The following is a 12,360-nucleotide window of genomic DNA, read 5'->3' as shown; positions in this document are numbered from 1 at the left end:
GCCGCCAACACGTTTTATGACATACGCAGGCGGCTAAACAATAACATCATACTTACTATAGCTAAGTTTACCTATAAAGCAGTGCGGCATAATGTCGCAGGTGATGAATATTCACTATCACCCTTAATGCATCGCATTAATAACTAAAGATTGTTAACTTATAGACCTTATTTTTTACCGACGACCCCTATGACTTGGATCTTTTTCACTTTTTTAGCCGCCTTTATGCAAGCATGGCGAAATGCCCTACAAAGTAAATTAAGCGCACATGCAAGTGTGGCTGGCGTAACCCTTTCGCGCTTTATTTTAGCCGGCCCTATTGCTGCAGTGTATTTGTATGGTCTTTATCAATATAAAGACACAGCCATGCCTACCTTTAATAATGCCTTTTGGGGGTTTGTTATTGGCGCAAGTGTTATGCAAATACTCGCCACCGGCTTAATGGTAAAGCTGTTTAAAATGAATAATTACGCCATAGGTGCAGGGCTTGCTAAAAGTGAGGCGTTAGTAGCGGCTATTTTAGGGGTATTGTTTTTTGGTTCTGCGCTTAGCCTTCTTGGTTGGCTGGGTGTATTTTTAGGGGCTATTGCGGTGCTTTTACTTAGCGGCATAACCAGCGTAAAACACTTTGATGCTAAAACAGCGTTACTTGGCCTTGCCTGTGGTACCAGCTTTGCCCTTACATCGCTGTGGGTGCGTGAAGCGAGCTTAAATTCAGGGTTATTGTTTCCACACTCAGCTGCATGGGTTTTACTGTTTGTAATAAGCCTACAAACGCTTATATTACTTGGCTATTTATTACTAAAAGAGCCACACACTGTTGGCAAACTTTGGCAATATAAAGGCACCACTGCCGCAATTAGTACTTTTAGCTGTATAGGCTCTATTGGCTGGTTTAGCGCGATGAGTTTACAGCACGTAGCGTATGTTAAAACGCTTGGTCAAGTAGAGGTATTTTTTACCATGCTAATTGCTGTACTTTGGTTAAAACAGCCACTTAAAAAGCAAGATACCGCGGGCTTAATACTCATAGCCATTGCCGCTATTTTAGTAATGCTGCCAAATTGAGAACATAAAAAAGCGCAGGCTTTTAAACCTGCGCTACTATAGGCTGCTTATAACTTTTAAAGCGAGTATTAAGCGCTCTTTTTAAGAGCTAATTTTTAGCGTTATCACACCGCAAATGATCATGAGTACACCAGCAATACGGCCAAACGTGGCTGCATCACCGTAAAGTAATATACCCACTAAAAACGTACCCGCAGCACCTATTCCGGTCCATACGGCGTAGGAAGTCCCCATTGATATTTGCTTTTGTGCAAGCCACAACATAAAACCACTGGCTGTTAAAAATGCAATGGCCATTACTATACCCTGCCAGCGTGTGTCGGGATTTTGTGAAATTTTTAAACCAATTGGCCAGCCTATTTCAAGCAAGCCGGCAATGACTAAATAAACCCATGCCATTAAACATCTCTCTTTTTCAAAATTACGTCGTATAAGTCTTCGCGGCGATCTTTTAAATTGCGCACCGTACCTTCGCTATGAAGAATTTTTAGCTTATCCATATCAAGGTCGCTGAATAATAACATCTCGGTATTAGGTGTGGCTTCATTTAATGTTGCATCGTGCGGAAAAGAAAAGTCAGACGGGGTCAACACTGCCGATTGCGAGTACTGTACGTCTAGGCTTTCTACCTCAGGTAAGTTACCCACTGAACCTGCAATAACCACATAGCATTCGTTTTCGATTGCGCGCGCTTGCGCACAATGGCGAACCCGTAAATAACTATTTTTAGTATCGGTCCAAAACGGCACAAAGAGTATATCAAGCCCCTGCTTGGCTAATATGCGCGAAAGCTCAGGGAACTCTACATCGTAACAAATTTGAATACCTACACGCCCAGCATCGGTATCAAACACGGCAATTTTGTCGCCGCCTTGAATCACCCAATCATTTTGTTCATGCGGGGTTATGTGTATTTTGCGCTGCTCGTCTATTTTACCGCTACGGTGGCATAAGTAACTTACGTTATAAATTTTATCGTCTTCGGCAAGTGGCATAGAGCCGGTAATAATATTGGCGTTATACTCTATTGCCATACGCGACATCGCGTTTTTAAACGTCTCTGTATATTCGGCTAAATAGCGGATTGCCTCGGTTTGATTATTCTGATCGCCTAAACCCATAAGTGGCGCGTTAAAAAATTCCGGAAATAATATAAAATCGCTTTTGTAGTCAGATACCGTATCTACAAAGTATTCTACCTGCTTTAGCATTTCGTCAACCGACTCTACACAGCGCATTTGCCATTGCACCGCACCTATACGCACTATCGATTTAGTTGATTCGAGCACGGTGTCGGTTGGCTCGTACATTATGTTATTCCATTCAAGCAAGGTGGCGTAACCTACAGACTCTTGATCCTCCGGCAGGTACTTTTTAAGTAACCGTTTTACCTGAAAGTCGTTAGAGAGCTGAAAACTTAAAATTGGGTCGTAAAGCTCTTTTTGGTCAACCTTTTCAATGTATTCCATTGGCGTCATTTCACTGCTGTGATTGTAATAACGCGGGATACGGCCACCGGCTAAAATAGCGCGCAAGTTATATTGGCGGCACAACTCTTTACGGGCATCGTATAATCTGCGCCCTAAGCGCATGCCTCGGTGGGTTTCGCTAATTGCTACATCTAAACCGTATAGCGCATCGCCACCGGAGTCACTAAATACCCGGTCGTGCCCATCGGCTATGTCTTCGTAAGTGTGAGGATTTGAAAAACGCGCGTAGTCTACTTGCACGCTTAGTGCTAAGCCCACCAGCACGCCATCATCTACAATACCTATTTGCCCTTCAGGGAACTGATCTATCAATCTAAAAATAGTATGGCTTGGCCACGCGCCACCTAAATCAGGATAAGCCTGATCCATTAAGGTTTTAATTTGCGGATACTGCTCTTTTGTTAAGTTACAAATTTCTAGGTGGGTTTTTTCTGCCGACATACACAACTCCTTTGGGCATAATAAAATAAAAGCCGAATGTACGCTAAAGTACACTCAGCTTTGTATCATGTTTTTTACGTTACGCGTACTACTTTAAGCTGCGATAAAAAAGTGTAGTCACTTTCTCTTTTGGCAACCAGCCTGCGTATTCAAGGCCAAGCTCTGCCAATGGATCGGCTTTTAGTACTTGCTCTAAGCTTGCGTTATTTTGCATTGCTTTTAGCATTAAATCTTTGGCTTTTTTAACAAGTTTAGCATACGTTACCAGCCCTGAACGGTCACTTACCGGCCCGTGCCCGGGTATCACTATGGTGCGCTCGTCTATTTGCTTAATAACGTCATTTACGGCTGCTAATATTCCATCAACACTGCCGCCGCTATCTACATCAACAAACGGTAAACTGCCAAAGTTAAAGTAAATATCGCCCATGTGCACTATGTTATCGTTATTAAAAAATATCACCGAATCACCGTCGGTATGTGCATAGGCGTAGTGCACTACATGGGCGTGTTCGTTATTAAAATGCAGTTTTAAATCGTGGCCAAAGCTAATGCGTGGCAGGTAATCTGAGTTTGCACCGTGTTTTTCTTCTAATCGCTTATGTACGTTGTCGTGCGCAATGACATGCGCACCGGCTTTGGCAAAGTTTTCGTTGCCGCCAGTGTGGTCGCCATGATGATGCGTATTAATTACAAACTCTGCACTACCGGGTTTTAAATCGCTAATGGTTTTTTTAATGTCGTTTGAAAGCTTGGCAAATTGGTCATCAATAATGTAAATGCCATCTTCCCCTACACTTGCGGCAATGTTACCGCCTTGGCCAAACAGTACATACACACTGTCGCTTAGTTTTTCTGCCGTTACCGGATTTTCATCTGCATGTGTTGCACTGCTAAGTAATAAGCCTGTTATTAATGCGGGTAGTATTTTTTTCATTTTAGTTCTCTGTTGATTTATTAATGATTATATAGAACGTGATTGACTGTAATTTAGTTCATCGTGCTGGCTCTATCACTATTTGATGTATTAGCGTTTGTGGTAGTAAAGGCGTGTGTTTACCTTCAATGTAGTCACTAAAGCCTGCACGATAAAACGCGGATAGCGGATGCCCCGACTGCCCACCGGGCACTGCCATAATGGCGTTTTCTAAATGCCCAGGTTGGGCAATAAAGCGCTGCGATGCACCAAAGCTTTTGCCCTGTACGGCGGGCATGTAGCTATCGCCAAAAGCTGGCGCTACAGGCATATTTAAAAGCTTAGCCAGTATGGGCATTTGTTTAGCAAACGGGTGCTCAATATTAAGCGCATTAACTTTACCCCACTGCCAATTTTGTAAGTTATCCCCATACTCAGCCCCAAGTGCTGTCACTGTTTGGCTAAATGCACCTAATAACTGCTCGTCCCAATTTTTATACTCAGGGTTTACCCATGAGCCCGGCCTATCTTTAATAAGCTGCCATATAGCTGGTTCTAGATCGCGTTTTACATATCTAAGCGTGGCGTCTTGCTCATTAAGTTTGTTCTCCATGCTTGCAAATACAGTATTAATTAATGTGCTGCGGTAGTGTTTAACTAAGGTGTAACCTACCGAGCTTGCACATGCGCATTGCTGCCAGTTTTCAAGTGCACTTATGTACTGTGCGTTTTTGGCTTTGTCTTTTTTAAGCTGATTAAGTAGCAATGTTTGCCATGACGTTAAAAAGCGGGCTTGGTTATCAAGCTGTAGCGCGTAAAAATCGCTTTCAGCAAAGCTTTGTTTTTCAAATAATCTATCACGAATTTGGCTTGAACGAGCGCCTAGTGCATAACCACCGTTACCAAAGCGTGCATTATCAGTGGCCGACACCACGCGCGAATTACCTGTCCATAATCGCCCATTTTGCGGGTTCTTAACATAAGGGCGCTGATGCTCATTTTGCTGCCAGTCGGGTGAGTATTCGTTTGCATTAACACTTAGCTCACTCGGTGTTTTACGCGCCGGTATAGCCCCAATATGTTGCCATGCAGCACTGCCTTGGCTATCTACCACCATTAAATTTTGTACCGGAATACCCACATCGCTTGCTACATCTAGCGCATCATCTACGCTAGTGGCTTGCTCTAGTTTTAGCAGATCCATGTTTACAGCATAAAGTTGGTGTGCAGCCCAGCTAAGTGCATAAGGCTGTTTATTTATATATTTTACTGGGCCGTATTCGCTCATGGTTAATGAGTAATCGTCCATCTCGCCACTAGGCAGTGCTATAGGCTCATTGACTTGCCATGTTTTATTATCGTTACTTAAAGCAACCCAATCGGCCGTATCTATGTAGCCGTTAGTAAAGCCCCAGGCAATTTTATTATTGGTACCCACCACAATAGCAGGGGCGCCGGGTAGCGATACGCCAGTTACCTGAGCTTGCTCGCCATTTTGCGTGTAATTAAGCTGTGCCCTGTACCAAATAACCGGCACCGCCATAGATAAATGCATATCATCAGAGAGCATGGCTGCTCCCGTTTGGGTATGCGCACCGGTTACTGCCCAGTTATTGCTGCCGCGCTCTTGGTTTGCCTGAATATTTTTAACCGTGTGCTGTGCTTGCTCTGGAAGTTGAGGAATGGTGCCTGTAAACGGGGCAAGTTTACTGCCATCAAGCGCCGCTTGGTATTGGCTAGGTTGTGTTAAAAAATCAACCATGTGCTGCCCGTATGCTTGCTCAATATGTATGAGAGCTTCATCTCGCTCAAAGGTGGCACTTTGCAAATCAAGGTACATGCTAAATATAACTAATAGGCTATCTTCACTTTGCCATGGTTTTTGCGCTCCGCCTGTAAGTAAATACTCAAAGCTTGCAAAGCCAACTTGTGCCAGCCCTTCGTTTACACCTTGGGCGTAGCTGTTTAATAGTTGTTTATCACTTTCGGGTAAGGTGTTTAATATAGCGCGGCTGCGTTTTCGCAATTGATGAAAGCGCATTTTTTTATCAAGCCCAAGGGCCGCTTTACCAAATAACTCACTAAGCTCACCTGCGGCGTTACGTCTTAATAAATCCATTTGAAAAAAACGGTCTTGCCCATGCGCATAGCCTAGCCCGTATGCCGCGCTATTGCGGTTTTCGGCCTTTATAACCGCCTGCCCTAGTGCATCACGCGAAATAGTAACCGGCTTATTAATTGCTGTACTTTGGCCTTTACCATCAAGTGTGGGCATACTTAAACTTAATACGCCATACACAAGCGCTGTACCAGCTAACCCTAAAACCACAACGAGTAATACTAGCCATTTGATTACTTTAAACATTAATTTGTCCTTTGCACCATTTGTTGCACATATAATAACCATAGTTTTATTAAATAATAATGTTCTTACTCGCAAAGGGTGAAATAAACATCAAAATCCACGATAATAGCCATTCCACATTTTGTGCAGATCTAGTTGAGACTCATATGACTGAAAAAACATTTATCAAAGGTAAAGACCGCGACCTAGAATCGTCTATCTCTACCATGCAAAACAAGCTAAAAGCGCTAAACATCAATGTTGAAGAAGCACTTTGGCTTAACCCTGTAGCTAACTGTTATTCAGTTCATATAAAAGACAGCGACTGCGGTGTTATGTTTACCAATGGTAAAGGCGCAACCGATAAAGCATCTATCGCCTCTGCGTTAGGTGAATACTTTGAACGATTAAGCTGTAATTACTTTTTTGCCGACTTTTACTTAGGTGAAGAATTTGCAAACAGCGACTTTACTCATTATCCAAATGAGAAATGGTTTAAAGTTGAAGGCAATGAAGTGCCAGAAGGCATAATGGACGAAAGCCTTTGGGATTACTTTGACCCAGAGCGTGAGCTTAATGCCTCACACCTTTTTGACTTTAACTCAGGTAATAACGAGCGCGGCATTTGTACATTGCCATACACACGCCAACGCGATAACCAAGACGTATACATTCCGGTAAACGTAATTGGTAATATTTTTGTTTCTAACGGCATGAGCGCAGGCAACACTAAGTTTGAAGCACGTGTACAAGGGCTATCAGAAGTATTTGAGCGCGCCATTAAAAACCGTATTATCGCAGAAGGTATTTGTTTACCTATCGTCCCTGAAGAGGTTGTAAAGCAATACCCTAAAATTCACGAAGCGTGTGAAGAGCTACGCAGCCATGGTTTTCATTTACGTATTGCCGATGCATCACTTGGCGGTAAATACCCTGTAATGAGCGTAACGCTTATTAACCCTGTTGATGGCTCTGTGTTTGCCTCATTTGGTGCTCACCCATCATTTGAAGTTGCCCTTGAGCGTACCGTTACTGAGTTACTACAAGGTCGTCGCCTTGATCAACTTGATGTGTTCCAACCGGCTACTTTTGATAACGATGAAGTTGCAACGCCTGAAAACATTGAGCTGCACTTTATCGACTCAAGCGGTTTAATCTCGCATGACTTTTTCCGTGCCGACGCTGACTTTGACTTTGTTCATTGGGACTTTAGCGGTACAACAGAGCAAGAATACAACTTCTGTACTGACTTAATTCACAGCATGGGCCACGACATTTTCATTATGGATTACACACACTTAAACGTGTATGCATGTCGTATTTTAGTACCAGGTATGTCAGACATTTACCCAGTAGATGAACTAATTTGGCGTAACAACAACGAAGGCGCTAAATTCCGTGAAGCATTCCTATCGCTTGATCAGTACGATGCGCAGCAGTGGATGGACATTTACGACAGCCTAGAAGAAGCAGGCCACAGCGATATTATTCGTGCTGCTGAATTTATTGGCCTTGCCACCGATGCCGATACACCATGGCATACACTGCGTATTGGTGAGCTTAAAGCGCACTTATGTTTAGCCGCAGGCAACGAAGAAGCCATTGATTGGGTAGACTGGATACTACACACAGGCCAAGTAAACGAAGATGCAATGCGCCACTTCCGTTGTTTAAAAGCCATTCTTGAAATTAAATACGATGACGAGCGCGACTACGCCGACTACCAAGATGCACTGGGTTTAATGTTTGGCAGCGATAACGTAACGCTTGCAATTGAAATAGCAGAAGGCCGTAAATTATTTAATGGTTTAACCTTCCCAGGTTTATCGCTTGAAGGCTTTAAAAAGCATGCAGCACTACTTGATGGTTACCGTAAGTTACATGTCGCTAAGCAAAACCATTGGGCACGTGAAGTAACCGACGCTTAATAGTTAAACTACTAATTATAAAAATAAAACGGCGCTAATTTATCAGCGCCGTTTTTATTTATACAATAAATTAGCTATAGTTAAATTGCCTAAAATAACAGCATGACTTAGCCAATGCCGCCAAAAAATAACAACAAAAAAAACACTATTAGCAACTATAAGCTGACCTTTTGGTTATCGCTTACGCTAATAATATTAGTGAGCATTGTGTTAGATAGAATTAACTACAATCGCGCAAAAGACGCCCACCGCCTACAAATTTTATCTCAAGTAAGTACATACCGTGCACAACTCGAAGCCACCTTGGTATCAAACATTCAGCTTGTTCGTGGATTAGCGGTTGCTGTATCAGCTGAACCTGAGTTACAACAAGCACGGTTTGAGCAAATTGCAGCGCCTTTGTTTAAAACCTCCAGTGAGCTGCGCCATATTGGTGGTGCGCCCGACATGATAATTCGTATGTCTTACCCACTAAAAGGTAACGAAAAAGCCATTGGCTTAAACTTTTTAGAAAACAAAAACCAGCGCCTAGACGCCATTAGAGCCCGTGATACCAATACTATTGTTATGGCAGGACCACTTAAACTAGTGCAAGGCGACATTGCCCTTATTGCCAGAGTGCCTGTTTATATTCCGCCTGAAAACCGCTTTTGGGGGTTGTTATCGGTAGTGCTCGACATTGAAAAAGTATATAAAAACTCAGGCATAAAAGAGCTTGAAAAAAACTACAACATTGCTATTCAAGGGCGTCATGGTTTAGGCAAAAAAGGCGAGTTTTTTTATGGCAATAACAATATAACCACACAAGAGCCGCTTGATTTTACGCTTAATTTTCAAGGGGGAAGCTGGCAATTATACGTAGCCCCTAAAGAAGGTTGGAGCCCTGCACCTTCAACTATATGGCCGCTTAGAATCGCCATTATAATTATTTGCGGATTACTAATATGGGCGTTCTTATTCTTTTTAAAAATGCTAAACCGCCAGCAACAAAACGAAAAAATGCTGGAGGCAATGAGCGACCTTGCCCAAATTGGGGCGTGGTCATTTAATTTAGAAACCAAACAAGTGTATTGGTCAGATATGACCAAAAAAATCTTTAAGTACCCGCTAAACAAAGAGCCTACTTGGCCTACAAATTTAAATTACTTTAAAGCCGGTGAAAGCAGAGAACGTATCACTCAACTGGTTGAATCTGCAATTAAAGAAGGCAAAAGTTACGAGGCCGAACTTGAAGTTATTGACTCTGAAGGGCGCGAAATGTGGGTGCTTATTCATGGTGAAGCTGAGCGCAAAAACGAGCGCTGTGTAAGAATATTTGGCTCATTGCAAAATATTGATACCCGTAAGCGCATTGAACTTGAAAACAGCAAAATTGCCCTACATAACGAAATTTTAGCGTCGCTTACAGCCAACGACCTTATTTTAAGTGGCCAATTAAGCCAATCTAAACAAGTTATTACTGAATCTATTTGCCATGCTCTAAACATTGAGCAAGCCAGTATTTGGTTTTTTAATAGCTCAAAAACCTCATTGAGTCCTATAGCATCCCATAATATTGAAAACAGAATGGGTAATAATAATGCGGTTTGGCTTAAAAAAGAGGCGCCAGATTTTTTTGAAGCCATAGAAAAACACGCTGTGTTTAGCACCAGTGATGCCCAAAATCACCCTCTACTAAAACCCCTTAAAGCGCATTACTTTGCGCCGCTCAATATTAATGCCATGCTGTGCGCAATCATACCGGCGGGAAGTGGCTCCATTGGCATAGTATGCGCTGAGCAATGTGCTTCAATGCGCCCGTGGTCACGTAACGAAGAAAGCTTTTTAATTGCTGTAGCCGCCCTTGTGGGCAGCTTGCATTCAAGTCAGCAACGTATTGAAACAGAGCAGCAGCTAGTCACCGCCAAAGAAGCTGCAGAGCAAGCAGTAATGGCTAAAAGTGAATTTTTAGCCAGTATGAGCCACGAAATAAGAACCCCCATGAACGGCGTACTGGGCATGCTAAATATTATCAAGCGCACTCAGCTCAACCAACAGCAAGAGCACCATATTGAGCTTGCACAATCTTCAGCTCAGTCGCTGTTAAATATAATTAACGACATTTTAGACTTTTCTAAAATTGAAGCAGGCAAACTCGATATAGAGAATGTGCAATTTAACTTACCTAAATTACTTGGTGAAGTTGTTGAGTCGTTTGCGCTTAAAGTGGAGCAAAATAATACCAATCTCATTTTAGATGCCACGCAAATTACTATCAGCGAAATAATTAGCGATCCGAATAGGTTGCGTCAAATTTTAAATAACCTGATTGGCAATGCCGTTAAGTTTACTATTGATGGGCAAATCCTGGTGACCGCACAGATAGATGAAACCACCGATGGCAGTTTTTTACATTGCTCTATTATTGATACCGGCATAGGAATAGACGCAGAAAAACAAAAAACTTTATTCGACTCATTCACTCAGGCCGATGCCTCAACCACCCGCCAGTTTGGCGGTACAGGCCTTGGCCTAGCTATTGTTAAGCAGCTTTGTGAACTCATGGAAGGCGAAGTAAGCGTAACCAGCATGCTAAATGAAGGCAGTACTTTTTCGTTTTCTATAAAAATACAGCCACGTTTAACTAAAGCGCAAGATTTACCCAGCCACTTAATTAATAACAAACATATTTTAATTATTGATACCTGCACACTTAACGCCAATATTGCCGCCAAACAATTACGCGTTTGGGGCGCACACGTTAATATTTTAAATGACTATAGCGGCATCATTAATTATTTTGATAACTGCGATACCCAGCCAGATGTATTGCTAGTCGATTATCATTTTTTTGAGCAAGCTGCGCACCCACAAATAAATACATTAAAAAACCGAGTAACCACCAAGCAAAGCAAGCTAGTTGTTATGGCACCAATGAGTTATTCGCAAGAGCATAACAACATTGGCATAAATATAGACTGCCTGATATTTAAACCGCTCACCCCGTCAGATTTATTTGATTCACTCACTAACGATAAATACATTGAGCAACAACAGCGCCAAGCACAACTGCAAAATGAGTTAACCGAAAAGCCCAAAGAAATATCAGCGCACGCGCAAGTGCTTTTAGTAGAAGATAACAAAGTAAATCAGGTGGTGGCCTCAGCGTTGTTAAAACAAGTTGGGCTTACCTTTGATATTGCACAAAACGGTCAAGATGCACTAGATAAGCTAAACAGCAGCCAAGACAAAAAATACCAGTTAGTTTTAATGGACTGCCAAATGCCCGTGATGGATGGCTACCAAGCCACGCAAGCTATACGCGAAGGCAAAGCGGGTAAGCATAATAAACATATTACAATCATTGCTTTAACGGCAAACGCAATGCAGGGCGATAGAGAGAAGTGCCTCGATGCAGGAATGAACGATTATTTAACCAAACCTTTAGATTCCGCAGCACTAGAGCCTAAATTACAACAATGGCTTGGTACACAATAAAGGTGTAAGCTAAAAATACTGTTTACTAATAAAGAAAAGCCATGCATTTATCAGCAAATCAGCAGCGCGTTATTGGCTGCCTTTTAGAAAAACAAAGCACTACACCCGAGCATTATCCACTGTCGTTGAACGCACTGACGAATGCGTGTAACCAAAAATCAAATCGAGACCCGGTTGTAAACTTGAGCGAAAGTGAGGTGCAACAAACACTTGATGAGCTTATAAGTCAGCGCCTTGTAACGCTAGACGAAGGGCTTTCGGGACGAGTTAATAAATACGATCACCGTTTTTGTAATACAGAATTTAGTAGTTTACAGTTGAGCACGCAGCAACGGGCAATTATATGTTTACTGCTGTTACGCGGCGCACAAACACCCGGTGAGCTAAGAACGCGCAGCGCTCGCCTAGCTGACTTTACAAACGTTAGCGAAGTAGAAACCGCCCTGAGCGCGTTAGCAAAAGATGACTACGTAACAAAGCTTGAGCGCGAGCCCGGCAAACGAGAAAGCCGCTACATGCACCTTTTTGCTGACCCAGCAATAGCGCCAAGCCCAGCGCCAGCTACAGAAGTCGCAGAAGTTAAAAACGATGAAATTAACGAGTTACTTGCAGAAATTGAGGAACTAAAAGCTGAGCTTAGCCGTATAAAAGCACATTTAGGACTTTAATTAATAACCACTAAACCAGATAATGTAA

The 12,360-nt window shown here is 42.5% G+C and carries 8 protein-coding genes; 4 read left to right on the top strand and 4 right to left on the bottom strand.

Translation table 11 applies throughout. From position 1 onward, the window contains the following. Positions 1 to 189 precede the first annotated feature (189 nt). Positions 190 to 1,068, top strand: a complete 879-nt coding sequence (locus AN395_RS16925; RefSeq protein ID WP_200910455.1) for a DMT family transporter — start codon at positions 190 to 192, stop codon at positions 1,066 to 1,068. Positions 1,069 to 1,149: 81 nt separating this feature from the next. On the opposite strand, the gene AN395_RS16920 is transcribed toward AN395_RS16925, so the two are convergent. The 4 genes from AN395_RS16920 to AN395_RS16905 form a co-directional block, all read right to left on the bottom strand. Beyond that, complete coding sequence (locus AN395_RS16920; protein ID WP_004588993.1) at positions 1,150 to 1,467, bottom strand: multidrug efflux SMR transporter; 318 nt, start codon at positions 1,465 to 1,467, stop codon at positions 1,150 to 1,152. Then, the gene (locus tag AN395_RS16915) at positions 1,467 to 2,999 is read right to left on the bottom strand and encodes a bifunctional GNAT family N-acetyltransferase/carbon-nitrogen hydrolase family protein (RefSeq protein WP_054983706.1); all 1,533 of its coding nucleotides are present in this window, start codon (positions 2,997 to 2,999) and stop codon (positions 1,467 to 1,469) included. The genes AN395_RS16920 and AN395_RS16915 overlap by 1 nt, the downstream gene beginning before the upstream one ends. A gap of 88 nt (positions 3,000 to 3,087) precedes the next feature. Beyond that, positions 3,088 to 3,936, bottom strand: coding sequence for an MBL fold metallo-hydrolase (locus AN395_RS16910; protein WP_054983705.1), 849 nt, complete (start codon positions 3,934 to 3,936; stop codon positions 3,088 to 3,090). A 58-nt stretch (positions 3,937 to 3,994) separates the two neighbouring features. Continuing rightward, a complete protein-coding gene (locus AN395_RS16905) occupies positions 3,995 to 6,280 on the bottom strand; it encodes a penicillin acylase family protein (RefSeq protein WP_054983704.1) in 2,286 nt (761 codons plus the stop codon). A 146-nt stretch (positions 6,281 to 6,426) separates the two neighbouring features. Between AN395_RS16905 and ycaO the strand changes: the two genes are divergently transcribed. The 3 genes from ycaO (at position 6,427) to AN395_RS16890 (ending at position 12,332) form a co-directional block, all read left to right on the top strand. After that, positions 6,427 to 8,187, top strand: a complete 1,761-nt coding sequence (ycaO, locus tag AN395_RS16900; RefSeq protein WP_054983703.1) for a 30S ribosomal protein S12 methylthiotransferase accessory factor YcaO — start codon at positions 6,427 to 6,429, stop codon at positions 8,185 to 8,187. Positions 8,188 to 8,301: 114 nt separating this feature from the next. Next, positions 8,302 to 11,664: an ATP-binding protein gene (locus tag AN395_RS16895; RefSeq protein WP_054983702.1), complete on the top strand. Its 3,363-nt coding sequence runs from the start codon at positions 8,302 to 8,304 to the stop codon at positions 11,662 to 11,664. Positions 11,665 to 11,705: 41 nt separating this feature from the next. Continuing rightward, positions 11,706 to 12,332, top strand: coding sequence for a YceH family protein (locus AN395_RS16890; protein WP_054983701.1), 627 nt, complete (start codon positions 11,706 to 11,708; stop codon positions 12,330 to 12,332). The last annotated feature ends 28 nt before the right edge of the window (positions 12,333 to 12,360 follow it).

This window comes from Pseudoalteromonas sp. P1-30 (assembly GCF_001400005.1).
Classification (GTDB): Bacteria; Pseudomonadota; Gammaproteobacteria; order Enterobacterales; family Alteromonadaceae; genus Pseudoalteromonas; species Pseudoalteromonas atlantica.
The sequence above is the reverse complement of the archived record's forward strand: the minus strand, read 5'-3'. Positions and strand labels throughout refer to the sequence as shown.

What these genes read in the sequence shown, in the direction of transcription:
- ycaO (WP_054983703.1), top strand. Translation starts at nt 6,427, where the DNA reads ATGACTGAAAAAACATTTATCAAAGGTAAAGACCGCGACCTAGAATCG.
- AN395_RS16910 (WP_054983705.1), bottom strand. Translation starts at nt 3,936, where the DNA reads ATGAAAAAAATACTACCCGCATTAATAACAGGCTTATTACTTAGCAGT.
- AN395_RS16915 (WP_054983706.1), bottom strand. Translation starts at nt 2,999, where the DNA reads ATGTCGGCAGAAAAAACCCACCTAGAAATTTGTAACTTAACAAAAGAG.
- AN395_RS16920 (WP_004588993.1), bottom strand. Translation starts at nt 1,467, where the DNA reads ATGGCATGGGTTTATTTAGTCATTGCCGGCTTGCTTGAAATAGGCTGG.
- AN395_RS16895 (WP_054983702.1), top strand. Translation starts at nt 8,302, where the DNA reads ATGCCGCCAAAAAATAACAACAAAAAAAACACTATTAGCAACTATAAG.
- AN395_RS16925 (WP_200910455.1), top strand. Translation starts at nt 190, where the DNA reads ATGACTTGGATCTTTTTCACTTTTTTAGCCGCCTTTATGCAAGCATGG.
- AN395_RS16905 (WP_054983704.1), bottom strand. Translation starts at nt 6,280, where the DNA reads ATGTTTAAAGTAATCAAATGGCTAGTATTACTCGTTGTGGTTTTAGGG.
- AN395_RS16890 (WP_054983701.1), top strand. Translation starts at nt 11,706, where the DNA reads ATGCATTTATCAGCAAATCAGCAGCGCGTTATTGGCTGCCTTTTAGAA.